Raw genomic sequence first — 25,681 nt, 5'->3', positions numbered from 1 at the left:
GCCCTCCGTGCGGCGCGACGCCGGCCGACCGCGAAGCATGAGACCGGAGACCATCGCGATGACCGACTCGACTCACGCCGTCACGAACCAGTTCGACGAACTCGTCGACTATAACCTCTTCGCGACGGATCTCGCGCTGCGCGACGCGCTCGCCCGGGCGGGCGCCGACTGGGCCGTGCCGCAGCTCGACGCGTACGGCGCGTGGCTCGGCAGCGCCGACACCGCGCGGCTCGCCGACGAAGCGAACCGCCATGCACCGGAACTGAACGCGTTCGACCGGCGCGGCCGGCGCATCGACCGCGTCGATTTCCATCCCGCATGGCACGCGCTGCTCGGCCGGTATCGTCGCGAAGGCTTCGTGTCGCTCGCATTCCGCGACGCGCGCCGCGGCCGCTGGGCCGCGACCGCCGCGGGCTTCTACCTGCACGGCCAGATCGAGGCCGGCACGCTGTGCCCCGCGACGATGACGCAGGCCGCGATCCCCGTGCTGCAGAAGGAGCCGGCGCTGTGGGACCTGCTGCGCGACAAGCTCTACAGCGACGACTACGATCCGCGCGACGTGCCGGTCGCCGACAAGCGCGCGATCTGGTTCGGCATGGGCATGACCGAGAAACAGGGCGGCTCCGACGTGCGCGCGAACACGACGCTCGCCACGCCGATCGGCGCGGGCGGGCGCGGCGGCGAATACCGGCTGCGCGGCCACAAGTGGTTCTTCTCCGCGCCGATGTGCGACGCGCACCTCGTCGTCGCGCGCACCGAAGCCGGCGGCCCGTCGTGCTTCTACGTGCCGCGCTGGCGGCCGGACGGCACGAAGAACGCGGTCGAGATCCAGCGGCTGAAGAACAAGGTCGGCAACCGCAGCAACTCGAGCAGCGAGATCGAGCTGAACGACGCGTGGGGAATCATGCTCGGCGACGAAGGCCGCGGCATTCCGACCATCATCGAGATGGCCACCTACACGCGGCTGAACTGCGTGCTCGGCAGCGCGGCGATGCTGCGCCAGGGCGTCGTGCAGGCGATTGCGTACACGCGCCAGCGCCATGCATTCGGCCGCGCGCTCGCCGAGCAGCCGCTGATGCGTACCGTGCTCGCCGATCTCGCGCTGGAGAGCGAAGCGGCGCTGTCGCTCGCGATGCGCCTCGCCGACGCGTTCGAACGCGACGACTCGCCGCGCGAACACGCGTGGAAGCGGATCGTCACGCCCGCCGCGAAATTCTGGGTCTGCAAGCGCGCGGTCGAGCTGACCGGCGAGGTGATGGAAGTGTTCGGCGGCAACGGCTACGTCGACGACGGCCCGATCGCGCGCCTCTTCCGCGAGGCGCCCGTCAACTCGATCTGGGAAGGCTCGGGCAACGTGATGTGCCTCGACGTGCTGCGCGCGGTGTCGCGCGAGCCCGACGCGGCCGCCGCGCTGTTCGACGAACTCGCCGGCCTCGGCGCGGGCGAACCGCGCATTCGCGCGGCGCTCGACGCGTTGCGCGCGATGCTCGCCGCCCCGGCCGACACGCTCGAAGCGTCGGGCCGCGTGTTCGCGCAGCGGCTCGCGACCGTCGCGCAGGCGTGCCTGCTGCGCCGCGATGCGCCGGCGGCCGTCGCCGACGCGTTCGTCGCGACGCGGCTCGCCGCCCCCGACTGGGGCCGCATCGCCGGCGGCTTCGACCCGCACGCGATCGACGTCGCCGCGCTGCTGCAACGCGCGTACCCGGCCTGACGCCGGCCCGCTCCCCCGAATCCGCAGTCGTTCGTCCGCCCCGGAGCCTCGATGAACCTCGTCGCCGCCCTCGACCGCGCCGCCCGCGCGACGCCCGACAAGCCCTTCCTCGTCAACGAATCCGCGACGATCACGTATGCGGCCGCACGCGAGCGTTCGCACCGCGCGGCGGCCGTGCTGAGCGCGCTCGGCGTCGCGGCCGGCGATCGCGTCGCCGCGATGTGCTTCAACACGCCGGCCTTCGTCGACCTGATGTTCGGCGCATGGCGCCTCGGCGCGGCATTCGTGCCGATCAACCACAAGCTGCAGGCGCCGGAAGTCGACTACGTGCTCGAACACAGCGGCAGCAAGGCCCTGCTGTTCGACGTGGCGCTCGCGCCGGTGGTCGAGCGCATCGTGCATCCGGCGCGGCGCCTCGTGACCGAGGGCGAACTCGACGGCGTGCCGAACTTCGACACGATGTGCGCGACGATGGACGGCCTCGCGGGCATCGAGCCGGCCGACGACGACATCGCGCAGATCCTCTACACGTCCGGCACGACCGGCCGCCCGAAGGGGTGCGTGCACAGTCATCGCACGGTGACGCTGGCGGCGATGCAGGCGGCGCTCGCGACCGGCATCGGCCGTCACGAGCGCACGCTGATGGCGATGCCGATCTGGCATTCGTCGCCGCTGAACAACTGGTTCGGCGGCACGCTGTACGCGGGCGGCACCGTCGTGCTGCTGCGCGAATACCATCCGCTGCGCTTCCTGCAGACCGTCGAGCGCGAGCGCGTGACGCTGTATTTCGGCGCGCCGGTGTCGTATACGCTGCCGCTCGACACGATCGACGGCTTCGCGGCATTCGACCTGTCGAGCGTGCGCGCGTGGCTGTACGGCGGCGGCCCGATCGGCGCCGCGCAGGCCGAACGGCTCGCCCATGCGTACCGCAGCCACGCGTTCTTCCACGTGTACGGGATGACGGAAACCGGGCCGGCCGGCACGACGCTGTATCCGGACGAGCAGATCGCGAAGGCCGGCTCGATCGGCCGCGAGGGCGGCCCGGGCGTCGACCTGCGGGTCGTGCGGATGGACGGCGTCGATGCGCGGCCGGGCGAAACCGGCGAGATCTGGCTCAAGGCCGCCAGCACGATGCTCGGCTATCTCGACGACGCGGCCGCGACGCGCGCCGCGTTCACGCCGGACGGCTGGTATCGCACCGGCGACATCGCACGGATCGATCAGGATGGCTATCTGTTCATCGTCGACCGGCTGAAGGACATGATCGTCACCGGCGGCGAGAACGTCTATTCGAAGGAAGTGGAGGACGTGCTCGGCGCGCACCCGGACATCGCCGAGGCGGCCGTCGTCGGTGTCCCGCATCCGGACTGGGGCGAGACGGTCGTCGCGCACGTCGTGATGCGGGCGAACGCGGCGCCCGATGCGGATGCGCTGCGCACGTTCTGCGGCGAGCGGCTCGCCGCGTACAAGGTCCCGCGCGAGTTCACGTTCGTGCAGGCGCTGCCGCGCACGCCGACCGGCAAGCTGCAGAAGTTCCTGCTCCGCGTGCGCGGCGAGTAGCCGCGCTCGCGCCGATAAAAAAAGCCGCCGGATCGCGCAACGACCCGGCGGCTTATTCACATGCCCGAGCGGCCGGGCAGCGACCTTCGCCGCCGCCCGCACGTCGGAACATCGCGACAGGCTGCTTACTTCCCGCCGATGCTCTTCAGCGGCTTCCAGTCGCCCTTCTCGACCTTGTACATCGTGATGCCGCCGTTCTTCAGGTCGCCCTTCGCGTCATACGCGACGTGCGTCGACGTGACGCCGGCCATGTCGGTCTTCGCGAGCACCGGCAGGTACTTCGCCGGATCGGTCGAATCGGCCTTCTTCATCGCGTTCAGCATCGCCATCGCGCCGTCGTACGCGTACGGCGAGTACGTCTGCACGTCTTCGCCGAAGCGCTTCTTGTACTTGTCGGCGTAAGCCTTGCCGCCCGGCATTTCTTCCAGCGGCAGGCCGGCCAGCGACGCGATCGTGCCTTCGGCCGCGTTGCCCGCGATCTTCAGGAACGTCGGCGTCTTCACCATTTCGCCGCTCATCAGCGGTGCGGTGATGCCGAGCGCCTTCATCTGCTTGACCATCGGCGCCGCCTGCGAATCCGCGCCGCCGTAGTAGACGAGGTCCGGCTTCGCCGCCTTCAGCTTCGTCAGAATCGCCTTGAAGTCGACTGCCTTGTCGTTCGTGAATTCACGGTCGACGATCGTCGCGCCGCCGGCCTTCGCGGCCTTCTCGAACTGGTCGGCGAGACCCTGGCCGTAGGCCGTGCGGTCGTCGACGATCGCGATCTTCTTCATGCCGAGATCCTTCGACGCGAACGTGCCGGCCACCGAGCCCTGCTGCGTGTCGGACGTCATCATGCGGAAGGTCGTCTTGTAGCCCTGCTGCGTGTATTCCGGCGCCGTCGCCATCGCGATTTCCGGAATGCCCGCGTTCGCGTAGATGCGCGACGCGGGAATCGTCGTGCCCGAGTTGAAGTGGCCGAGCATGCCCTTGATGCCGTCGTCGACCAGCTTCTGGGCGACCGTCGTACCCGTACGCGGGTCGGCCTGGTCGTCCTGCGTGTCGAGCACGAACTTCACGGCCTTGCCGCCGATCTTCGGGTTCGTCGCGTTGAAGTCTTCCAGCGCGAGCACGATCCCGTTCTGCATATCCTTGCCGTAGTGCGCCTGCGCGCCCGTCATCGGCCCTGCGTAACCGATCTTCACGTCATCCGCATGGGCCGTCCCCGCCAGCGACATGACCGCGACGAACGTCGCGCCTGCCACCTTTTTCATCGTGTGTTGCATAGCATCTCCTTGGTACCAGGGTAAATGGAGCGGCTTCGGGATCGCCTTGCCGCTTCCTTTGTTTGATCCGAACGGCAAGGATGATCAGCCGATCGTCATCAAATTCGCATTGCCGCCCGCCGCGGCCGTGTTCACGCTCACCGAACGCTCCGTCAGGAGCCGTTCGAGCGCGTAGTCCTCCGCGTCGCCGTTCTCGAACGCGCCCACCGACACGCCCTGCACCGACACGATCGGGCCCGGCCGCTGCGCGACGTCCTTCACGAGCGTCTGCAGCTCGTCGCTGTCGCCTTCGAACAGCACCGCGTCGAACGGCGCGTCGGCCTGCTTGCGCACGGCCGCGTGCGCCTTCAGCGACGCCGGCAGCGCGGCGACCAGCGCCTCGCCCGCCGCGCCGGCGAACAGCGCACGGTTGCCCGTCGCCAGCACCGCCGCGAACTGCGCACGCGCGCCGCCCGGCGTGGCCGCGACACACAGCACCGTGCCGCGCGGGCCGAGTGTATACGTGTTTCGCTCGCCCGTCGGGCCGGTCAGCACGGCGGTCGCGCCGGCCGGCACCTGCGCGAGATAGCCGTCGCAACGCGCGGCCAGCGCCGGCTCGCGCTGCTCGATCAGCCAGTCGCGCAGCGTCGTGAGCGCCGCCGCCGGATTGCCGCGCGCATCGCTTTCGGTCGCGCCGTCCGCCACCAGCGACTGCGCGAGCGCGCGCGGCAGGCCCGACGGACGCGTCGCGAGCAAGCGCTGCAGGTACAGCGCGCCGCCGGCCTTCGGGCCCGTGCCCGACAGCCCCTCGCCGCCGAACGGCTGCACGCCGACCACCGCGCCGATCACGTTGCGGTTCACGTAGATGTTGCCCACGTGCGCATTCGAGATCACGTGCGCGATCGTCTCGTCGATCCGCGTGTGGATACCGAGCGTGAGCCCGTAGCCGGTCGCGCGGATCTGCTCGAGCAGCTTGTCGAGCTGGTTGCGGCGGTAGCGCACCACGTGCAGCACGGGGCCGAACACTTCACGCTTCAACTCGTCGATGCTGCCGATCTCGATCAGCGTCGGCGGCACGAACGTGCCGTGCGCGCAGGCATCGGGCATCGGCAGTTGCGTGACCGCGTGCCCCTTGTCCTTCATCGCCGCGACGTGTGCGTCGATCGTCTGCTTCGCTTCGGCGTCGATCACCGGGCCGACGTCGGTCGACAGCCGGTCGGGGTTGCCGAGCGCCAGCTCGTGCATCGCGCCCTTGAGCATCGTCAGCGTGCGGTCCGCGACGTCGTCCTGCAGACACAGAACGCGCAGCGCCGAACACCGTTGACCGGCCGAGTCGAACGACGACTGCATCACGTCCGCGACGACCTGCTCCGCGAGCGCCGACGAATCGACGATCATCGCGTTCTGGCCGCCCGTTTCCGCGATCAGCGGGATCGGCTTGCCGTCCGGATCGAGGCGCGCGGCGAGCGTCTTGTTGATCAGGCGCGCGACTTCGGTCGAACCCGTGAACATCACCGCACGCGTGCGCGGGTCGGCGACCAGCGCCGCGCCGACGGTTTCGCCCGTGCCCGGCAGCAGTTGCACCGCGCCGGCCGGCACGCCGGCCTCGCGCAGCAGCCGCACGGCTTGCGCGGCGATCAGCGGCGTCTGCTCGGCCGGCTTCGCGAGCACCGTATTGCCGGCGGCGAGCGCCGCGGCCACCTGGCCCATGAAGATCGCCAGCGGGAAGTTCCACGGGCTGATGCAGACCACGGGGCCGAGCGGACGGTGCGTGTCGTTCGAGAATTCGCCGCGGATCTGCGCCGCGTAGTAGCGCAGGAAGTCGACCGCTTCGCGGATCTCGGCGATCGCGTTCGGCAGCGACTTGCCGGCTTCGCGCACGATCAGGCCCATCAGCGTGTGCATCTGCGCTTCGAGCAGATCGGCCGCGCGCACCAGGCAATCGGCGCGCGCGTCGACCGGCGTCGCCTGCCAGATCGGCGCGGCGGTCACCGCGTGCGCGAGCGCCGCGCTCACGTGTTCGGCCGTCGCTTCGCTGACCGTGCCGACCACGTCGCGCAGGTCGGCCGGGTTGCGCACGTCGCGCGCCGGTGCGTCGGCGAGCGCGTCGTCGGCGAGCATCGGCGCCGCGCGCCACGGATGGTGCGCGCTCGCGAGCAGCGCGGACGACAGCGACGCGAGACGGTGTTCGTTCGACAGGTCGAGGCCCATCGAGTTGGGACGCTCGTCGCCATACAGGTTGCGCGGCAGCGGGATCTTCGCGTGCGGCGCGCCGAGCGGCACGACCTTCGATGCCTCGTCGACCGGATCGGCGACCAGTTCCTTCACCGATACCGTCTTGTCGGCGATGCGGTTCACGAACGACGTGTTCGCGCCGTTTTCCAGCAGACGGCGCACGAGATACGCGAGCAGCGTCTCGTGCGTGCCGACCGGCGCATACACGCGGCACGGACGGTTCAGCTTGTCGCGGCCCGTGACTTCCTCGTACAGCGGCTCGCCCATCCCGTGCAGGCACTGGAACTCGTACTGGCCCGGGTAGTAGTTGTGGCCGGCGAGGTGATAGATCGCGGCGAGCGTGTACGCGTTGTGCGTCGCGAACTGCGGGTACACGGCGTCGGGCGCCGCGAGCAGCTTCTTCGCGCACGCGAGGTACGACACGTCGGTGTAGATCTTGCGCGTGTAGACCGGATAGCCTTCGAGGCCGTCGACCTGCGCCCGCTTGATTTCGGTATCCCAGTACGCACCCTTCACGAGGCGGATCATCAGGCGGTGACGGCTGCGGCGCGCGAGATCGATCAGGTAGTCGATCACGAACGGGCAGCGCTTCTGGTAGCCCTGCACGACGAAGCCGATGCCGTTCCAGCCCGCGAGGTCCGGATCGAAGCACAGCGCCTCGAGCAGGTCGAGCGACAGTTCGAGGCGGTCGGCCTCTTCCGCGTCGATGTTCAGGCCGATGTCGTAGCGGCGCGCGAGCAGCGCGAGCGCGCGCACGCGCGGCAGCAGCTCGCTCATCGTGCGGTCCTGCTGCGAGCGCGAGTAGCGCGCGTGCAGCGCCGACAGCTTGATCGAGATGCCCGGGCCTTCGTAGATGCCGCGCCCGCCGGCCGCCTTGCCGATCGCGTGGATCGCCTGTTCGTACGACGCGTAGTAGCGCTGCGCATCCTCTTCGGTCGTCGCCGCTTCGCCGAGCATGTCGTACGAATAGCGGAAGCCGCGCGCTTCGTACTTGCGGCTGTTCGCGAGCGCCTCGGAAATCGTTTCGCCGGTGACGAACTGCTCGCCCATCAGACGCATCGCCATGTCGACGCCCTTGCGGATCAGCGGCTCGCCGCCGCGGCCGATCAGGCGCGTGAGCGCCGACGACAGGCCCGCTTCGCTGTTGGTCGTCACGAGCTTGCCGGTGATCATCAGCCCCCAGGTCGCCGCGTTCACGAACAGCGACGGCGCGTGGCCGACGTGCGAACGCCAGTCGCCCTTGCTGATCTTGTCGCGGATCAGCGCATCGCGCGTCGCGCGATCGGGAATGCGCAGCAGCGCTTCGGCGAGGCACATCAGCGCGACGCCTTCCTGGCTCGACAGCGAGAACTCGTGGATCAGCCCTTCGACGCCGCCGCCCGAGCTCTTCTCGCGCAGCGCCTCGACCAGCTTCGTCGCGAGCGCCTGCACGTCCGCCTGCAGGTTCGCGGGCAGACGCGCCTGGCCGAGCAGGAACGGCACGCATTCCGGTTCCGGACGGCGGTACGCGGCCGTGATCGCCGCGCGCAGCACCGATTGCGGCTGCACGTTCTGCGCGAACTCGAGGAACGGATGCGGCGAGTTGTCGTCGTCGCCGTCCGCGGCCTGCCCGTCGGCGAGCTCCGTCACGCCGCTGTGGCCCGACAGCTCGGGCGGCAACTGGCCGTGCTCGATCCGCTCGAGATACGCGAAGATCGCCTGCTTGATCAGCCAGTGGGGAGTGCGCTCGAGACGCGCGGCGGCGTCCTTCAGGCGCGAGCGGAGAAGATCGTCGACTTTGACGCCGAGAGTCGTGCTTGCCATGGTGGGTTCGTGCGCCGGTGCGAGGCCGGCTGTGTGGTGTAAGAGGATGCGCGAAATCCTACGGCACGCAATAAAAAGGTGCAACCAAATTGAGAGATAGGTTGCACCCGCAAGTTAGTCAATATAATCAGACACTTATGCGGTTGCAACCTAGGGGTTGCCCGTGGTCCCGGGATCGGTATTTTCCCTGATCGGGCCGGTTCGGCGAGCGTGTGCAACCGTCGGCCTGCGCGAGCGCGGCCGAAAACGGGTTGCACTGGGGTGACAGGATGCGGTGCCGACCCGGCATCGGGGCAAGCGACGGGAAACGACGATTCGGGGCGCCCGGCGGCACGGGTTACCGGCATTCGGCGGCGGCCCGCGCGACGGCCGCGCGGAGGCCGCTCAGATATCGAGCGGATCGACCTCGACGCTCCACCGCAGCACGCCCTTCAGCGCGCGCAGTTCCGGCTGCCACGCGCGCAGCGCATGCTGCAGCGCCGCCCGCGACGCGCTTTCGAGCAGCAACTGCGCGCGGTGGACGTTCGCGACCTTCACGATCGTCATCGGCACCGCGTCGTACACGGTCACGCGATCGGCGCCCGGCAACCCCGGCAACGCAGCCGCGGCCTGCAGCAGGAACGCGAGCGCCGCGTCGAGCGTGCGCCCTTCGGCGCGCAGCAGCGCCTGGTAGACGAACGGCGGCAGGTGCGCGTCGCGACGCTCGCCCAGCGTCGAATTCGCGAAGCCCACGTAGTCCTGCCGCCCGAGCGCGTGGTACAGCGCGTGACGCGGATAGCGCGTCTGCACCAGCACCTCGCCCGGCAGCCCGGCGCGCCCCGCGCGGCCGCTCACCTGCATCAGCTGCGCGAACAGCCGCTCGCTCGCGCGGAAGTCGTGCGAAAACAGCGCGGTATCGGCATTGAGCACGCCGACGAGCGACACGCGCCGGAAATCGTGCCCCTTCGCGATCATCTGCGTGCCGACCAGGATATCGACCTCGCCCGCGTGCACGTCGGAAAAAAGCGCCTGCGCGCTGCCCTTGCGGCGTGTGCTGTCCGCGTCGATGCGCAGAATCCGCGCGCCCGGCACGGCCTCGGCAAGCGCCTCCTCGATGCGCTGCGTGCCGCGACCGAGCGGCGCGATGTCGACGTTCCCGCACTCGGGGCACGACCGCGGAATCCGCGCTTCCCAGCCGCAGTGATGGCAGCGCAGCGCGTGCTCGGGCTTGTGCAGCACGACGTACGCGCTGCAGCGCGGGCAGCCGGCCACCCAGCCGCATGCGTCGCACGCGAGCTGCGGCGCGTAACCGCGCCGGTTCAGGAACACGAGGCTCTGTTCGCCGCGTTCGAGCCGCGCCTTCAGCGCCGCGACGAGCGGCCCCGACAGCCCGCCCATCGACGCGCGCCCGCGCCGCCGCTCTTCTTCGAGATCGATCAGCCGCACGGTCGGCAGCGTCGCGTCGGCCACCGCGCGACGCGACAGCGTGAGCCGCGTGTAGCGCCCCTGCTCGGCCAGCCACCAGCTTTCGAGCGACGGCGTGGCCGAGCCGAGCACGACCGTGATGCCGAGCTGTTTCGCGCGCCACACGGCCAGATCGCGCGCCGAATAGCGCAGCCCTTCCTGCTGCTTGTATGCGGGCTCGTGCTCCTCGTCGACGACGATCAGCGCGAGCGTCGGCATCGACGCGAGCACCGCGAGGCGCGTGCCGAGCACGATCCGCGCGCGGCCCGTGTGGGCGGCGAGCCAGTTGCGCGCCCGCTCGCCTTCGGCGAGCCCGCTGTGCAGCGTGACGATCGCGTCGTCGGCGAGCGCGCCCGCGAAGCGCGCGCGAAACGCGGCCTCGAACTGCGGCGTCAGGTTGATTTCGGGCACGAGGACGAGCGCCTGTGCGTCCGGGCGCGCATCGAGCAGCGACGCGAGCGCGTGCAGATAGACCTCGGTCTTGCCGCTGCCCGTCACGCCGTGCAGCAGGAACGGCGCGAAGCCCTGCGCGGCGCGGATCGTGTCGAACGCCTCCGCCTGCTGGTCCGTCAACGCCGGCGGCACAGCGCGTCCACCGCTTGTCGACAGGTTATCCACAGGGTTGATCACAGGCGCATCGGCCCAACCGATCTCCTCGACGGCCACCCAGCCGCGCGCCGCCCAGTCGTCGAGCGTCGCGACCGCCTTCGGATGCAGCACGCGCGCATCGGGCAGCGTCAGCGAGCCGGTATCGACCAACGCCTGCGCGAGCCGGCGCAGCGCGGCGCCGCGCGCCGGCAACGCGTCGGGCAGCGCCGCGCGGCCGGCTTCGGTCGGTCGGTAGCGCACCTCCGGCGCGAGCAGCCGCCCCCAGCGCCCCGCGTCGCGCAGCGCCTGCGGCAGCGCCGGCAACGCGACTTCGCCGCGCCCGCGCTGATAGTAGTCGGCGGCGAACGACACGAGCGCGAGCCAGTCCGCCGACAACGGCGGCAGGTCGGTACAGATCGCCTCGACCGCGCGCAGCCGCGACGGCGGCACATCGGTGTGAGTGGTGACTTCGCAGACGAGCCCGACCGCCTGCCGCTTGCCGAACGGCACCTGCACGAGCGTGCCGGGCACGGGCGGCGGCTGCACGTCGCAGCGGTAGTCGAACAGGGTCGCGAGCGGATGGTCGAGCGCCACGCGCAGGTAGACGCCGCTCATCGACACGCTCCGGCAGCGGCGGCACGCAGCGCACGGACGGCTTGCACCCGCGCCCGCATGGCGACGGCGAACTTAAAGTAAAACTTCAGATTCGGCGCTAAGTTTTGGATTCGCATTAGGAATCGCCGTATACCCTGCCCAGCCTGTGGATAACTTTGTTGAGAACTCGCCGCTCAACGGCCGCAACGCGCGCGGGGCCGTGCTTTCCGCTGTTTTTCACCGTTTGTCGCCGGCCCCCGCGAAGCCTTATTCCATAAGGCTGCTATTCAAATGACCGAACAATAGCGAGACAAATTGACGGATACGGGGCTCTACCGCGCTGCAACGTGGAAAATGTGTATAAGTCAAGTCTTGACAAGCATCGAATCGGCGACCGGAGCGGGGTTGCGTCCTGTTTAGTTTCAACGACGAAACGCCGTCATTCCGCAGCGCAGCATGGCGGCGCTTGCATTCAGCGCGCCGCTCCGCTACGGATCGCGCGGCTGTGGGTATGCACTTCGTCGACGAGTTCGGCGACGTGATCGGGCGACGTGAATTGCGAAATACCGTGCCCGAGATTGAACACGTGACCCGGATGGTTGCCGTAGCTGTCGAGCACCGCGCGCGCCTGCTCGCGCACCGTGGCCGGCGGCGCGAACAGGATCGTCGGGTCGAGGTTGCCCTGCAGCGCCACGCGCCCCGCGACGCGCTCGCGCGCGGCGCCGAGGTTGACCGTCCAGTCGAGCCCGACCGCGTCGACGCCGGTCGCCGCGATCTCCTCGAGCCACAGCCCGCCGCCCTTCGTGAACGTGATCACCGGCACGCGCGCGCCGTCGTGCTCGCGCTTGAGCTGCGACACCACGCGGCGGATGTAATCGAGCGAGAAGCGCTGGTACGCGCCGTCGGCCAGCGCGCCGCCCCACGTATCGAAGATCATCACGGCCTGCGCGCCCGCGTCGATCTGCGCGTTCAGATACGCGGCCACCGCCTGCGCGTTCACGTCGAGGATCCGGTGCATCAGGTCGGGGCGCGAATACGCCATCGACTTCACCGTGCGGAAATCGTCCGAGCCGCCGCCTTCGACCATGTAGCACGCGAGCGTCCACGGGCTGCCCGAGAAACCGATCAGCGGCACGCGCTGACGGCCCTGGCCGTCGGTGAGCGCGCGGCGGATCTCGCGCACGGCGCCCGTCACGTAGCCGAGCGTCTCCTCGATGTCCGGCACCGCGAGCTTCGCGACGTCGGCCTCGGTGCGCACCGGATGCGCGAACTTCGGCCCTTCGCCGGCCTGGAAGTCGAGACCGAGCCCCATCGCGTCGGGAATCGTCAGGATGTCCGAGAACAGGATCGCGGCGTCGAGCGGAAAGCGCTCGAGCGGCTGCAACGTCACTTCGGTCGCGTAGTCGGGATTTTTCGCGAGGCCGAGGAAGCTGCCGGCGCGCGCACGCGTCGCGTTGTATTCGGGCAGGTAGCGGCCGGCCTGGCGCATCAGCCAGATCGGCGTGTAGTCGGTCGGCTCGCGCAGAAGCGCACGCAGGAAGGTGTCGTTGAGCAGGGTATGGGCCACGGTAGGAGCGACGATGCGAAGGCAAAGCGGCATTTTACCGGACAGCCGCGATCGGGCTGCGCATGCCGGAGCGATGGCGGCCATATGACGCGCGCGATGGCTCCGTTATGATCGGACGCTCATATCGAACCCAACCGAGGAGGAGACCGATGAAGAGATTCGCCACGCTCGCCGCAGCCGCATGGCTGTGCTGCCCCGCCGCGCACGCGCAGACCGCGGCCGGCGCCGCCCCCGCCGCGCCGGCCGCCGGCACGCGGCTCGACGACGTGCTCGCGCGCGGCGCGCTGCGCGTGTGCACGACGGGCGACTACAAGCCGTATTCGTACTACCGCGCGGACGGCCGCTTCGAGGGCATCGACATCGACATGGCGGAATCGCTCGCGAAATCGCTCGGCGTGAAGGCCGACTATGTGAAGACGAGTTGGTCGAACCTCACCAACGACTTCGTCGCGAAGTGCGACATCGCGGTGGGCGGCGTGTCGACGACGCTCGAGCGCCAGAAGCGCGTGTTCTTCACGCAGCCGTACGTGGTCGACGGCAAGACGCCGATCGTGCGCTGCGCGGATGCCGACAAGTACCAGACCGTCGCGCAGATCGACCGGCCCGAGACGCGCGTGATCGTGAATCCGGGCGGCACCAACGAGCGCTTCGCGAAGCAGTTCTTCACGCACGCGAACCTCGCCGTCTATCCGGACAACGTGACGATCTTCAAGCAGATCCTCGCGGGCAAGGCCGACGTGATGGTGACGGATGCATCGGAGACGCTGTTGCAGCAAAAGCTGAATCCGGGCCTCTGCTCGGTGCATCCGGACAAGCCGTTCCAGTTCGGCGAGAAGGCGTACATGGTGCCGCGCGGCGACGTCGTGTTCCAGCAGTACGTCGACCAGTGGCTGCATCTTGCGCTGTCCACCGGCGAATATCAGGCGATTTCGGACAAGTGGCTGAAGTAGGCGCGCCCGCGCCGCGGCGGCCGGACACGGGCACCGACCCCGCGGCCGCCGGGCGCCGACATCTCGCGAGGCCCGGCAGCCGGCGTGCCGTCGTTACACTTTCCCTTCGCGCTGCGGCACCCGCCCTCGGCGCAAGATGCGCGGGATTGGCCGAACGGCCGACTTTCGCGCATTCCGATCACGTTTCAAAATCTTTCCGACGAATGAATCGTCGTGCGCGGTATCGATCACGCCGTGCACTTTCTCGCGTGCAAATCGGCAATTCATCGCGCCCGATACGCGTGAAAAACGCATCGCGCGCATACCTTGAAAACGCGACGGAAAATATGGGTAAAAATGACCTTTTTCAGGACCCCGAAAACAGCAAAAAATCCCGGAAAGCCTTATCTGGCGGGCGTTACAACCTGAAACACTTTGTTACCGCGACGGGTCATTAATTCGCCCACAATGGCCTCAACGGTTTCAACACGGATGCGGTCTCGTGTGCCAAGTGTGAGCGGACGCGAAGCGCTGCGAGCCAGTCGGTCACGTACCGAAGCCCTTCCGAGGGGCATCCCTGTTGGAGTCGTTTCCGGCCCCCCGCCGGATCCGGTTTCATCTTTGGTCTCCTCGCGCTAACCCCGTAGCGTGTGGTTTTTAGCGGGCTAATAAGCCCGCTTTTTTTCGTCCATCGAAAACGTCGCGACCCGCACAGAGCGGCCCGCAGGCCACCCTGTTTGTTCCGCACGTTCGCGCATCGTCGCGCTTCACGCGGTCTTCTGCACGTCGAGCTTCAGCTCCTCGATCATCCGCTCGCGCATCACGAACTTCTGCACCTTGCCCGTCACCGTCATCGGCAGTTCGTCGACGAAGCGGATATAGCGCGGAATCTTGTAGTGCGCGATCTGCCCGTTGCAGAACGCACGCACGTCGTCCTCGGTCATCCGCTCGTCCGCGCGCAGCACGATCCACGCGCACAGCTCCTCGCCGTACTTCGGATCGGGCACGCCGAACACCTGCGCGCTCTGGATCTTCGGATGCCGGAACAGGAATTCCTCGATCTCCCGCGGATAGACGTTCTCGCCGCCGCGAATCACCATGTCCTTCAGGCGGCCGACGATGTTGCAGTAGCCGTCCTCGTCGAGCGTCGCGAGGTCGCCCGTATGCATCCAGCCGTCGACCAGCACCTCGCGCGTCTTCGCATCGTCGTCCCAGTAGCCGAGCATCACCGAATAGCCTTTCGTGCACAGCTCGCCCGTCGCGCCGACCGGCACGATCTCGCCGGCCGGATCGACGATCTTCACTTCGAGATGCGGCTGGATGCGGCCGACCGTCGTCGTGCGCTTTTCCAGCGGATCGTCGGTCGAGCTCTGGAACGACACGGGGCTCGTCTCCGTCATCCCGTACGCGATCGTGATTTCGGAAAGATGCATCTGCGACACGACGCGCTTCATCGTCTCGATCGGGCACGGCGAGCCGGCCATGATCCCGGTACGCAGCGTCGACAGGTCGAATTTCGCGAATTCCGGATGGTCGAGCTCCGCGATGAACATCGTCGGCACGCCGTGCAGTGCGGTGCACCGTTCCTCGGCCACCGCCGCGAGCGTCGCGACCGGGTCGAACGCTTCGCCGGGGAACACCATCGCGGCGCCCTTCGACACGCACGCGAGCACGGCCAGCACCATCCCGAAGCAGTGATAGAGCGGCACCGGGATGCAGAGCGAATCCTGCTCGGTGAAACGCATCGCCATCGCGATCGAGCGCGCGTTGTTGACGACGTTGCGGTGCGTGAGCGTCGCGCCCTTCGGGCTGCCGGTCGTGCCGCTCGTGAACTGGATATTGATCGGATCGTTGGCCGCGAGCGTCGCGCCGATCGCATCGAGCAGCGCCGGATCGACGGCCTGGCGGCCGCGCGCCATCACGTCCGCGAAGCGGAACATGCCGGCGGGCGCCACCTCGCCCATCGACACGATCGTGCGCAGGCTCGGCACGCGCGCCGCGTGCAGGTCGCCCGGCGTCGCGGTCGCGAGCTCCGGCGCGATCGTCTGCAGCATCTCGACGTACGCGGACGTCTTGAAGCGCTGGGCCGAGATCACGGCCTTGCAGCCGACCTTGTTCAGCGCGTATTCGAGTTCCGACAGCCGGTAAGCCGGATTGATGTTGACGAGCACGGCGCCGATCCGCGCGGTCGCGAACTGCGTGAGCAGCCATTCGCTGCGGTTCGGCGACCAGATGCCGACGCAGTCGCCCTTCACGATCCCGAGCGCCGCGAGCCCGGCGGCCAGCACGTCGACCTCGTTCGCGAACTCGCGCCAGGTCCAGCGCACCTGCTGCTCGCGGAACACGACGGCCGGACGGTCGGGAAAGCGGCCGGCCGTGTCGAGCAGGAACCGGCTGATCGTCGCTTCGGATAGCGGCACGTCGGTTGCGCCGCGCACGTAGGACAGTCCGTTTTCGGGCGCGATCAGCGCCCCCTTGCCAAGGTCTGCTGCCATCGATGTCTCCGTCCGTTTTTGTCTGATCGGCCCGCGCGCGCACCGCGCCCGCCGCCGCCGCAACGATCGCGACGGCCGGCCTCACCGCGGATGATGCCGCGCTTCGCTGACGATACTCTGACATCGAATCGCGGCGGACGGGTGAAATAGCACGACCGGACGATACGATCCTGCCCGCAAAAAACGGACGAAAACGACGGACGAAAAAAAGCAGCCCGAAGGCTGCTTTCTTTCGCGAGATACGCGTCGCGGCTCAGTGCCGGCTGCGGATCTTCGCCAGACGCTGGATCGCCTCGAGCTGCGCCATCGCGGTCGCGAGCTCGGATTGCGCTTTCGCGAGGTCGAGATCCGACTTCGCGTTCTGCAGCGTTTCCTCGGCACGCTTGCGCGCTTCCTCGGCTTTCGCCGCGTCGAGGTCCTTGCCGCGGATCGCGGTATCGGCGAGCACCGTCACGGCGCCCGGCTGCACTTCGAGAATGCCGCCCGCGACGAACACGAATTCGTCGTTGCCGCCCTCGACCTCGATGCGCACCGCACCCGGACGAATCCGGGTGATGAGCGGCGTGTGGCCCGGCAGAATGCCCAGCTCACCCGTTTCGCCCGGCAGCGCGACGAATTTCGCCTCGCCCGAGAAGATCTGCTCTTCCGCGCTGACGACGTCTACTTTGATGGTTGCCATATCGACTCCAATCTCATCCACGGGTTGAGCGTATTGCGACCGGCGCGGGCGGCCGGAATACGAGTCATCGCTGACTCATTGCTCCGGCCGGCACACGCCGGCTTGCGACTCACTCAAGCCCTTACTGGATCTTCTTGGCCTTTTCGAAGGCTTCGTCGATCGTGCCGACCATGTAGAACGCCTGTTCCGGCAGGTGGTCGCACTCGCCGTCGACGATCATCTTGAAGCCGCGGATCGTTTCCTTCAGCGGCACGTACTTGCCCGGCGAGCCCGTGAACACTTCAGCGACGTGGAACGGCTGCGACAGGAAACGCTGGATCTTACGCGCACGTGCGACCGACAGCTTGTCTTCCGGCGACAGTTCGTCCATGCCCAGAATCGCGATGATGTCGCGCAGTTCCTTGTAGCGCTGCAGCGTCTGCTGAACGCGACGGGTGATCGTGTAGTGCTCTTCGCCGATCACGTTCGGGTCGATCTGGCGCGACGTCGAGTCGAGCGGGTCGACCGCCGGGTAGATACCCAGCGAAGCGATGTCACGCGACAGAACGACGGTTGCGTCCAGGTGGCCGAAGGTGGTCGCCGGCGACGGGTCGGTCAAGTCGTCCGCAGGGACGTACACGGCCTGAACCGACGTGATCGAGCCCTTCTTCGTCGACGTGATGCGCTCTTGCAGCTTGCCCATTTCTTCAGCCAGCGTCGGCTGATAGCCCACTGCCGACGGCATACGGCCGAGCAGTGCCGACACTTCGGTACCGGCCAGCGTGAAACGGTAGATGTTGTCGACGAAGAACAGCACGTCGAGGCCTTCGTCACGGAAGTGCTCGGCCATCGTCAGGCCGGTCAGCGCGACGCGCAGACGGTTGCCCGGCGGCTCGTTCATCTGGCCGTACACCAGCGCGACCTTGTCGAGAACGTTCGAGTCCTTCATTTCGTGGTAGAAGTCGTTCCCTTCACGGGTACGCTCGCCCACGCCCGCGAACACGGAGTAACCGCCGTGTTCCTTCGCGATGTTGTTGATGAGCTCCATCATGTTGACGGTCTTGCCCACGCCAGCACCGCCGAACAGGCCCACCTTGCCGCCCTTCGCGAACGGGCAGATCAGGTCGATGACCTTGATACCCGTTTCGAGCAGTTCGGTCGACGGCGACAGTTCGTCGAACGCCGGCGCCTTCTGGTGGATCGAACGCGTATGTTCGCTTTCGATCGGGCCGGCTTCGTCGATCGGACGGCCGAGCACGTCCATGATTCGGCCGAGGGTCGGCTTGCCGACCGGCACCGAGATCGGCTTCGCCGTGTTCTTCACGGTCAGGCCGCGGCGCAGGCCGTCGGATGCACCCAGACAGATGGTACGGACCACGCCGTCGCCCAGCTGCTGCTGGACTTCGAGCGTCAGTTCCGAGCCATCGAGAATGAGCGCGTCGTAGATCTTCGGCATGCTGTCGCGCGGGAATTCCACGTCGATAACGGCGCCGATGCACTGTACGATCTTGCCTTCTACCAAAGCAGCAGTACTCATCGCTTTTCCTTTAAATACCTGATTCTTTACTCGCGCAAAGGCGCAGTTGTCGTCCCGGGCGCGCGCTTAAACAGCGGCTGCGCCGCCGACGATCTCCGACAGTTCTTTCGTGATCGCGGCCTGACGGCTCTTGTTGTAGACGAGCTGCAGTTCGCTGATCACCGTCTTCGCGTTGTCGGACGCGGCCTTCATCGCGACCATGCGCGCCGATTGCTCGGACGCCATGTTTTCCGCGACGGCCTGGTACACCAGCGCCTCGACGTAACGCACGAGCAGTTCGTCGACGACGGCCTGCGCGTCCGGCTCGTAGATGTAGTCCCACGACGTCGCCGGCGTACCGTCATCGGCTTCGAAGTGTTCCGACGACAGCGGCAGCAACTGCTCGATCACGGCTTCCTGCTTCATCGTGTTGACGAAGCGCGTGTAAGCGATATAAACCGCCGACAGCTTGCCTTCCGAGTACAGATCGAGCTGCGTCTTCACGGCGCCGATCAGCTTGTCCAGGTGCGGGGTGTCGCCGAGGTGCACGACCTGCGACATCACCTTCGCGCCGAAGCGGTTCAGGAACCCGAGGCCCTTGCCGCCGATCGCGGTGGCTTCGACCTTCTGGCCCTTCTCTTCCAGCTCCTTGAACTTCTGCACCGTCGCACGCAGCACGTTGGTGTTCAGACCGCCGCACAGCCCCTTGTCGGTCGTGACGAGGATGATGCCGGCCGTCTGCGCGCCGTCGTTCGCCACCATGAACGGGTGGCGGTACTCCGGGTTCGCACGGCTCATGTGCGCGGCGATGGCACGGACCTTGTCCGCATACGGACGAGCGGCGCGCATGCGTTCCTGCGCGCGACGCATCTTCGATGCAGCCACCATCTCCATCGCCTTCGTGATCTTGCGCGTGTTCTGCACGCTCTTGATCTTGCCGCGAATTTCCTTCATTCCAGCCATAGCTTGCTCCTTTGCGCCCCGTGTTAGCGCTTCAGCGCTCACTCGGGGCTCATGCATCGCTCACCGAAGCGGCGCGGGCGCATCAGCCCCCGCGCGGCCTCGGTGTGTCACTCGCGGATCAATAGGCACCGGACTTCTTGAAGGATTCGATCGCCGCGCGCAGCGCGCCTTCGTCGTCCTTCGAGAGATCCTTGGTGTCTTCGATGCGCTTGATGAGGTCAGCGTGGCTGGTCTTCAGGTTGTCGCGCAGGCCCTTCTCGAACGGCAGCACTTGCTTGACGTCGAGATCGTCGAGGTAGCCGTTGTTCGCGGCGTACAGCGACACGGCCAGTTCCCACACCTGCAGCGGCTGGTACTGCGGCTGCTTCAGCAGTTCCGTCACGCGGCGGCCGCGCTCGAGCTGCTTGCGGGTCGCTTCGTCGAGATCCGATGCGAACTGCGCGAATGCCGCGAGTTCACGGTACTGCGCGAGGTCGGTACGGATACCGCCCGACAGCTTCTTCACGACCTTCGTCTGAGCGGCGCCACCGACGCGCGACACCGACACGCCGGCGTTGATTGCCGGGCGGATGCCTGCGTTGAACAGGTCGGTTTCCAAGAAGATCTGGCCGTCGGTAATCGAGATCACGTTCGTCGGAACGAACGCGGTCACGTCGCCGGCTTGCGTTTCGATGACCGGCAGTGCCGTCAGCGAGCCGCTCTTGCCCTTCACTTCCCCGTTCGTGAACTTCTCGACGTACTCTTCCGACACGCGAGCCGCACGCTCGAGCAGACGCGAGTGCAGATAGAACACGTCACCCGGGTACGCTTCACGGCCCGGCGGGCGGCGCAGCAGCAGCGAGATCTGACGGTATGCCCAAGCCTGCTTGGTCAAGTCGTCATAGATGATCAGCGCGTCTTGGCCGCGGTCGCGGAAGTATTCGCCCATCGTGCAGCCGGCGTACGGTGCCAGGTACTGCATCGCAGCCGAATCCGATGCCGAAGCGGCGACGACGATCGTGTATTCGAGCGCGCCCGTTTCTTCGAGCTTGCGCACCACGTTCATGATCGACGAAGCCTTCTGGCCGATCGCGACGTAGATACAGATCAGGTCCTTGCCCTTCTGGTTGATGATCGCGTCGAGCGCCACCGCGGTCTTGCCGCACTGACGGTCGCCGATGATCAGCTCACGCTGGCCACGGCCGATCGGCACCATCGCGTCGATCGACTTGATGCCCGTCTGCACCGGCTGCGACACCGACTTACGCCAGATCACGCCCGGGGCGATCTTTTCGATCGCGTCGGTCAGCTTCGCGTTGACCGGGCCCTTGCCGTCGATCGGGTTGCCGAGCGCGTCGACCACGCGGCCGACGAGTTCCGGGCCAACCGGGACTTCGAGAATGCGGCCCGTCGTCTTGACGACGTCGCCTTCCGAAATGTGTTCGTATTCGCCGAGAATCACCGCGCCGACCGAGTCGCGCTCGAGGTTCAGCGCGAGACCGAACGTGTTGCCCGGAAACTCGAGCATTTCGCCCTGCATCACGTCCGACAGGCCGTGGATACGCACGATACCGTCGGTCACGGAGATCACGGTGCCCTGGTTGCGAACGTCTGCGCTCGCTTCAAGGCCCTGGATCCGGCTCTTGATCAGCTCGCTGATCTCAGAGGGATTGAGTTGCATTATTCGCTCCTGATAGTCAATTCTGTTGCGTGCCGGCGTGGCGCTCAGGCGGTCAAGGCAGCCTGCATCGATGCGAGGCGCGCGCGAACCGAGGTGTCGAGCACTTCGTCGCCGACCGTCACGCGCACGCCGCCGATCAGCGACGAATCGACTTCGACCGTCGGTTTCAGCTTGCGCTTGAACTTGCGTTCGAGGCCCGAGACGAGACTGTCGAGATCCGCGCCGTTCAGCGGAAACGCGCTCACGATCTCGGCGTCGGCTGCGCCTTCACGTTCGTTCTTGAGCGCCTCGAACTGCTCGGCGATTTCCGGCAGCAGCGCGATGCGATGATTGTCGACCAGCATCTGCACGAAGTTCTTCGCTTCGGCGCCGGCCGCGAGCGGCGACTTCACCGCAGCAAGCAGCAACTCGGCTACTTGCGTGCGCGTCACCTTCGGGCTCGACGCGACCGACAGCACTTCCGGCAGACGCGCAACCTGGGCCAGCTCTTGCACGAGCGTGGACCAGGCGGCGATGTCACCGCCCTCGGCCACGCGGAACAGCGCTTCTGCGTAAGGGCGGGCGATGGTTGCAAGTTCGGCCATGATCAGAGCTCGGCTTTCAGTTGATTCAGCAGTTGGGCGTGGGCCGTTTGATCGACTTCGCGCTTCAGGATCTGCTCGGCGCCCTTCACGGCCAGCGCGGCGACTTCGCCACGCAGCGCTTCGCGCGCCTTCACGATTTGCTGTTCTGCTTCCGCCTTCGCCTGGGCGACGATGCGGGCGGCTTCAGCCTGGGCGTTGGCCTTGATTTCCTCGGCGACCGCCTGTGCACGCTTTTCGGCGTCGGCGATGCGCTGCTGGCCGTCGTTGCGGGCCTGCGCGAGTTCCTGGTCCACGCGCTTGTGCGCTGCGTCGAGTTCCGCCTTGCCCTTCTCGGCGGCGGCGAGGCCGTCGGCGATCTTCTTCGAACGTTCGTCGAGGGCGTTGATCAACGGCGGCCACACGAATTTCATCGTGAACCACGCGAGGACCAGGAACACGACCATTTGCGCAAACAGAGTTGCGTTGAGATTCACGGTGTTTCCTTATCTGCTATTCCGGAAAAATGAAACGGTAAGGCGCTCATCGAGTTGCATTCGATCAGCGCCCCAAGTCTCCGTTCCGCCCTGCGCCGGCTCACGCCGGACGCATATTTCCGAGGAACCTTAGCCTGCGAGCTTCGACAGGAGCGGGTTCGCGAACGCGAACAGCATTGCGACACCAACGCCGATCAGGAATGCAGCGTCGATCAGACCAGCCAGCAGGAACATCTTCGTTTGCAGCGGGTTGATGAGTTCCGGCTGACGTGCGCAGGCTTCGATGTACTTGCCACCCATCAGCGCGATACCGATACAGGCGCCGATTGCACCCAGGCCGATGATGATGCCGATACCGATGGCGGTCAGACCCTGGATGTTGGCGATGTAAGCTTGCATGATCACTCCTTTGTGAAAAGACTTGGAACTGAGATTTAAAAAACTAAAACGAAGACTCTTTCTTGCACGCCGCGCTTAGTGCTTGTCGTGCGCCTGGCCGAGATACACCAGCGTCAGCATCATGAAAATGAATGCCTGCAACAGAACAATCAGAATGTGGAAGATTGCCCAGACGCTACCCGCGATCACATGACCAACGAAGCCGAGGAACGTTGCGTCGCCACCGAAGCTCCACATGCTGCCGAGCAGGGCGATCAACAGGAACAACAGCTCACCCGCGTACATGTTGCCGAACAGCCGCATGCCGAGCGAAACGGTCTTTGCAACGTATTCGACGATGTTGAGCGCGAGGTTCGGGATCCACAGCAGCGGGTGACCGCCGAACGGGGCCGACAGCAGCTCATGCGCAAAGCCGCCCGCGCCCTTGATCTTGATGCTGTAGTAGATCATCAGGACGAACACGCCGAGCGCGATGCCGAGCGTGCCGTTCAGGTCGGCCGTCGGGACGATGCGATGGTGGGAAATCACGTCCGACAGACCGAGCAGGCCGATCACGCGGCCCGGCAGGTCGACCGGGAGGAAGTCGAGGGAGTTCATCAGCGCAACCCACACGAACACCGTGAGGGCGAGCGGCGCGATGAAGGTACGATTGCCGTGGACGATGGCCTTCGACTGGTCTTCGACCATTTCGACGAGCATCTCGATCGCGCACTGGAAACGGCCCGGCACGCCCGACGTCGCCTTGCGGGCGGCCAGACGCAGCAGGATGATCGTCACGATGCCGCAAACGATCGACCAGAACAGCGTGTCGAGATTCCAGACGTGGATGTCGAAAATCGACGTCTGATGCGAGGTGGAGAAATTCTGCAAGTGGTGCGCAATGTACTCGGACGGATCCGGACCGCGCGTGCCTTCGCTAGCTGCCATATCGTTAATGCCACCCAAATTGTCGAAAATCGTTTTGCCCGTTCCGCAACACGCTATTGCGGGAACGAGCCGGTGCGGTTCGTTGTCGAACCCGCACGCTGCTTGTTCCTTACCGCCAGGCCAGCGCGATCCAGTACGTCTTCAGCACGACGAGGTACGTGACGAGGAACGGCACCCAGTGCACGCCGGCCCAGCCGAACGCCACTGCGGTGAACATTCCGATCGTCAGAGCCAGTTTCAGGGCTTCGCCCATCACCCAGCTCATCACGGTGGCCGAGCCACCGGCCTTCAGTCGCGCCACGAATACCGCACTTGGCACCCAGCCGATCGCTCCGCCCAGAAACGCGGATTGCGCAGCGGCGCCCGGCGACTTCGAAAACAGCCACCACGCCAGCGTTGCAACCAGGGACAGGACCACTTGCGCGAACACCACCTTGTAGGGGGTCACGCGCGAGGGCTTGCTCACGTTCGGGCCGAACAGCCTTTCGGCCTCTGCCCGCGTCAGCGGAACGATGTTGTTATCTTGCTGCTCGACATCCCAGTCGTCGGATTCACGCCGCTCGCCGGCCGCCGAAGCGGTGCGTTGCGTGCGCTGATCATCGTGCCTGTCGTCCGGCGCCTGACCCGCCATCGCAATCTTCCGCAGAATCCTTGAACCCGACCCCAAGCTTTCTGAAAGCTTTCAGGGGTGCCTAGCTAACAAATCCGGGCGATTGTAAGCGATAGTTGCAAGTGATTCAAGGCTTTAGACGCGACAAAAACCTGCATAAAACGACGCCTCATGATGTGAAAAAACACCCGATTCGACGACGTACGATGACAGTTGTAAGGTCAATTTTTTGCACCGGTATTTCTTGCGCGAAAAAGTCCGGCGACGAGGGGAAATCGCGGGAAACGATGCCCGATGCGGATCGGGAGGAAGCGGTGCGATCGCCGCCGCGAATTCGCTGCAATGCAGCCGTCGGGAACGGCTCGGTGCGACGCTGCGGAAGGAGCACGACATCGTGACCGAACCGCCGCACGCGACGCGCGAAATTCGACCGGTTGTTCGCGCATCGATTCATCCAATCAGTTGTCGCGCCGCCACAGAGGTTCGATTGTAGATTGCAGCACTTATCAACAGCCGTCGATCACCTCGAACGCTGTGCGCCCCGCCACTGCCCGAACGATACGCCAGTGCCGCACCCACCGGCCTCGCTCAACCGTGCATGAGCAGCCACGCGCCGAGCGCCGCGCTCGCCAGCGCGAACGGAATCGAAACGAGGTGGAACGGCAGCCACATGCGCGGCTCCTTCGCGAGACGTACCGCGATCAGGTTCGCGAGCGAGCCGATCGCGAAACCGAAGCCGCCGACCGATACGCCGAATGCAAGCGCGCGCCAGTCGTGCGTGAATTCCGACAGCAGGATCGCGGCCGGCACGTTGCTGATCGCCTGTGACAGCACGGCGCCGGCGGCATAGACGCGCAGCGGCGAATCGAGCTGCGCGTGCGCAATCGCGTCGTGCACGACAGGCAGCGCAGCCGCACTGCGCAACACGACGAACATCAGCACGAAGATCAACAGCAGCAGCCAGTCGATCTTCAGGACTGCATCGCGTTTGACGGCGAGCAGCACGATCGCGACGCCGACGAGGCCCGGCAGCGGATGGTGCGCATCGGCGAGCAGCACGAACGCGGCGAACAGGACCGCCGCGATCAGCGCGTGCATGCGTTGTACGGGAAAGCCGGCAGCGTCGCCGGACAGGTCGAGCGGCTTCGCGCGAAACATCAGTGCAGTCAGCACGAGCAGCAGCGCCATCGTCGCGACGGCGAGCGGCCCCAGCGTGACCACGAAGCGGCCGAACGACACGCCGCTCAATTGCCACAGGAAAAGATTCTGCGGATTGCCGAGCGGTGTCGCAACGGACCCCGCATTGACGGCCAGCGCGACGACGATCACGAGCCGCCGGAACGGCAGCGGTGTCAGCGCGCGCAGCGACACCATCAACGGCACGACGACGAACAGCGCGACGTCGTTGGTGAGCCACATCGACAACACCGCGGCGAAGCCGACGAGCAGCATCGCAAGCCCGCGCTCGGAGTGCACGTGATGCACGATGCGATGCGCGAGCCACATCAGGCAGCCGGACAGCTCGAGCGCCTTGGTCAGCATCAGCAGGCCCGCGAGCGTCGCGACCGTCTGCCAGTCGACGCGCTCGGCGAGCACCGAAAATGGTTGCGGACGCACCCATTGCAGCACGATCAGGCCAAGCGCGAGCACCGACAGCACCGGTTCCTGCGCAAGCCAGCCGAGCCACCGGCGCGGCGCCGGTGTGCCCATCTGTTCCATGGA

The 25,681-nt window shown here is 66.5% G+C and carries 18 protein-coding genes; 3 read left to right on the top strand and 15 right to left on the bottom strand.

The window, feature by feature from the left end; genetic code table 11:
- Positions 1–58: 58 nt before the first annotated feature.
- Together WS95_RS27150 and WS95_RS27145 are read left to right on the top strand one after the other, a co-directional pair.
- Positions 59–1,711 (top strand): acyl-CoA dehydrogenase family protein, encoded by a 1,653-nt coding sequence (locus WS95_RS27150; protein ID WP_059827116.1) that lies wholly within the window; start codon positions 59–61, stop codon positions 1,709–1,711.
- A gap of 51 nt (positions 1,712–1,762) precedes the next feature.
- A complete protein-coding gene (locus tag WS95_RS27145; RefSeq protein WP_059827114.1) occupies positions 1,763–3,271 on the top strand; it encodes a class I adenylate-forming enzyme family protein in 1,509 nt (502 codons plus the stop codon).
- 125 nt (positions 3,272–3,396) lie between these two features.
- Here WS95_RS27145 and WS95_RS27140 read toward each other — a convergent pair whose 3' ends face one another.
- The 4 genes from WS95_RS27140 to hemE all read right to left on the bottom strand — a co-directional run bounded on the left by WS95_RS27140 (position 3,397) and on the right by hemE (position 12,745).
- Positions 3,397–4,536, bottom strand: coding sequence for a branched-chain amino acid ABC transporter substrate-binding protein (locus tag WS95_RS27140; protein WP_050015844.1), 1,140 nt, complete (start codon positions 4,534–4,536; stop codon positions 3,397–3,399).
- A gap of 84 nt (positions 4,537–4,620) precedes the next feature.
- Positions 4,621–8,553: a trifunctional transcriptional regulator/proline dehydrogenase/L-glutamate gamma-semialdehyde dehydrogenase gene (putA, locus tag WS95_RS27135; RefSeq protein ID WP_059827112.1), complete on the bottom strand. Its 3,933-nt coding sequence runs from the start codon at positions 8,551–8,553 to the stop codon at positions 4,621–4,623.
- Between the two features lie 384 nt (positions 8,554–8,937).
- Complete coding sequence (locus tag WS95_RS27130) at positions 8,938–11,199, bottom strand: primosomal protein N' (protein ID WP_059827110.1); 2,262 nt, start codon at positions 11,197–11,199, stop codon at positions 8,938–8,940.
- A 451-nt stretch (positions 11,200–11,650) separates the two neighbouring features.
- Positions 11,651–12,745, bottom strand: coding sequence for a uroporphyrinogen decarboxylase (gene hemE, locus WS95_RS27125; protein WP_059827108.1), 1,095 nt, complete (start codon positions 12,743–12,745; stop codon positions 11,651–11,653).
- A gap of 149 nt (positions 12,746–12,894) precedes the next feature.
- Here hemE and WS95_RS27120 point away from each other — a divergent pair, with 149 nt between their 5' ends.
- A complete protein-coding gene (locus WS95_RS27120) occupies positions 12,895–13,695 on the top strand; it encodes a transporter substrate-binding domain-containing protein (protein ID WP_059827106.1) in 801 nt (266 codons plus the stop codon).
- 746 nt (positions 13,696–14,441) lie between these two features.
- Here the strand turns inward: WS95_RS27120 and WS95_RS27115 are convergent.
- From WS95_RS27115 to WS95_RS27065, 11 genes are all read right to left on the bottom strand, one after another.
- Positions 14,442–16,169 (bottom strand): AMP-binding protein, encoded by a 1,728-nt coding sequence (locus WS95_RS27115; RefSeq protein WP_059827104.1) that lies wholly within the window; start codon positions 16,167–16,169, stop codon positions 14,442–14,444.
- Positions 16,170–16,422: 253 nt separating this feature from the next.
- Positions 16,423–16,848 (bottom strand): F0F1 ATP synthase subunit epsilon, encoded by a 426-nt coding sequence (locus tag WS95_RS27110; protein WP_006477288.1) that lies wholly within the window; start codon positions 16,846–16,848, stop codon positions 16,423–16,425.
- 121 nt (positions 16,849–16,969) lie between these two features.
- On the bottom strand, positions 16,970–18,364 hold the full coding sequence (atpD, locus tag WS95_RS27105) for a F0F1 ATP synthase subunit beta (protein ID WP_011882816.1): 1,395 nt from the start codon (positions 18,362–18,364) through the stop codon (positions 16,970–16,972).
- 66 nt (positions 18,365–18,430) lie between these two features.
- The gene (gene atpG / locus WS95_RS27100; protein WP_034209645.1) at positions 18,431–19,306 is read right to left on the bottom strand and encodes a F0F1 ATP synthase subunit gamma; all 876 of its coding nucleotides are present in this window, start codon (positions 19,304–19,306) and stop codon (positions 18,431–18,433) included.
- A gap of 118 nt (positions 19,307–19,424) precedes the next feature.
- Positions 19,425–20,966, bottom strand: coding sequence for a F0F1 ATP synthase subunit alpha (gene atpA / locus WS95_RS27095; protein WP_059503166.1), 1,542 nt, complete (start codon positions 20,964–20,966; stop codon positions 19,425–19,427).
- Between the two features lie 44 nt (positions 20,967–21,010).
- Positions 21,011–21,550: a F0F1 ATP synthase subunit delta gene (locus WS95_RS27090; RefSeq protein WP_034188172.1), complete on the bottom strand. Its 540-nt coding sequence runs from the start codon at positions 21,548–21,550 to the stop codon at positions 21,011–21,013.
- A 2-nt stretch (positions 21,551–21,552) separates the two neighbouring features.
- Positions 21,553–22,023 carry a F0F1 ATP synthase subunit B gene (locus WS95_RS27085; protein ID WP_006477283.1) on the bottom strand — a complete coding sequence of 157 codons (471 nt, stop codon included), beginning with the start codon at positions 22,021–22,023 and terminating at the stop codon, positions 21,553–21,555.
- Between the two features lie 129 nt (positions 22,024–22,152).
- Positions 22,153–22,422 carry a F0F1 ATP synthase subunit C gene (gene atpE / locus WS95_RS27080; RefSeq protein WP_006482730.1) on the bottom strand — a complete coding sequence of 90 codons (270 nt, stop codon included), beginning with the start codon at positions 22,420–22,422 and terminating at the stop codon, positions 22,153–22,155.
- 75 nt (positions 22,423–22,497) lie between these two features.
- Positions 22,498–23,349 (bottom strand): F0F1 ATP synthase subunit A, encoded by an 852-nt coding sequence (atpB, locus tag WS95_RS27075; protein WP_034209647.1) that lies wholly within the window; start codon positions 23,347–23,349, stop codon positions 22,498–22,500.
- Between the two features lie 109 nt (positions 23,350–23,458).
- Entirely contained in the window at positions 23,459–23,980 is a 522-nt protein-coding gene (locus WS95_RS27070) for an ATP synthase subunit I (RefSeq protein WP_059827102.1), read from the bottom strand.
- 567 nt (positions 23,981–24,547) lie between these two features.
- Entirely contained in the window at positions 24,548–25,678 is a 1,131-nt protein-coding gene (locus tag WS95_RS27065) for an SLC13 family permease (RefSeq protein WP_059827099.1), read from the bottom strand.
- Positions 25,679–25,681: the final 3 nt, after the last annotated feature.

Origin of the sequence: Burkholderia sp. MSMB1826 (assembly GCF_001526325.1) — a bacterium.
In the GTDB taxonomy this organism is placed as follows: Bacteria; Pseudomonadota; Gammaproteobacteria; order Burkholderiales; family Burkholderiaceae; genus Burkholderia.
The sequence above is the reverse complement of the archived record's forward strand: the minus strand, read 5'-3'. Positions and strand labels throughout refer to the sequence as shown.

What these genes read in the sequence shown, in the direction of transcription:
- WS95_RS27090 (WP_034188172.1), bottom strand. Translation starts at nt 21,550, where the DNA reads ATGGCCGAACTTGCAACCATCGCCCGCCCTTACGCAGAAGCGCTGTTC.
- WS95_RS27150 (WP_059827116.1), top strand. Translation starts at nt 59, where the DNA reads ATGACCGACTCGACTCACGCCGTCACGAACCAGTTCGACGAACTCGTC.
- atpA (WP_059503166.1), bottom strand. Translation starts at nt 20,966, where the DNA reads ATGCAACTCAATCCCTCTGAGATCAGCGAGCTGATCAAGAGCCGGATC.
- WS95_RS27115 (WP_059827104.1), bottom strand. Translation starts at nt 16,169, where the DNA reads ATGGCAGCAGACCTTGGCAAGGGGGCGCTGATCGCGCCCGAAAACGGA.
- WS95_RS27130 (WP_059827110.1), bottom strand. Translation starts at nt 11,199, where the DNA reads ATGAGCGGCGTCTACCTGCGCGTGGCGCTCGACCATCCGCTCGCGACC.
- WS95_RS27120 (WP_059827106.1), top strand. Translation starts at nt 12,895, where the DNA reads ATGAAGAGATTCGCCACGCTCGCCGCAGCCGCATGGCTGTGCTGCCCC.
- WS95_RS27070 (WP_059827102.1), bottom strand. Translation starts at nt 23,980, where the DNA reads ATGGCGGGTCAGGCGCCGGACGACAGGCACGATGATCAGCGCACGCAA.
- atpB (WP_034209647.1), bottom strand. Translation starts at nt 23,349, where the DNA reads ATGGCAGCTAGCGAAGGCACGCGCGGTCCGGATCCGTCCGAGTACATT.
- WS95_RS27065 (WP_059827099.1), bottom strand. Translation starts at nt 25,678, where the DNA reads ATGGAACAGATGGGCACACCGGCGCCGCGCCGGTGGCTCGGCTGGCTT.
- WS95_RS27140 (WP_050015844.1), bottom strand. Translation starts at nt 4,536, where the DNA reads ATGCAACACACGATGAAAAAGGTGGCAGGCGCGACGTTCGTCGCGGTC.
- WS95_RS27145 (WP_059827114.1), top strand. Translation starts at nt 1,763, where the DNA reads ATGAACCTCGTCGCCGCCCTCGACCGCGCCGCCCGCGCGACGCCCGAC.
- atpG (WP_034209645.1), bottom strand. Translation starts at nt 19,306, where the DNA reads ATGGCTGGAATGAAGGAAATTCGCGGCAAGATCAAGAGCGTGCAGAAC.
- WS95_RS27110 (WP_006477288.1), bottom strand. Translation starts at nt 16,848, where the DNA reads ATGGCAACCATCAAAGTAGACGTCGTCAGCGCGGAAGAGCAGATCTTC.
- atpD (WP_011882816.1), bottom strand. Translation starts at nt 18,364, where the DNA reads ATGAGTACTGCTGCTTTGGTAGAAGGCAAGATCGTACAGTGCATCGGC.
- putA (WP_059827112.1), bottom strand. Translation starts at nt 8,553, where the DNA reads ATGGCAAGCACGACTCTCGGCGTCAAAGTCGACGATCTTCTCCGCTCG.
- atpE (WP_006482730.1), bottom strand. Translation starts at nt 22,422, where the DNA reads ATGCAAGCTTACATCGCCAACATCCAGGGTCTGACCGCCATCGGTATC.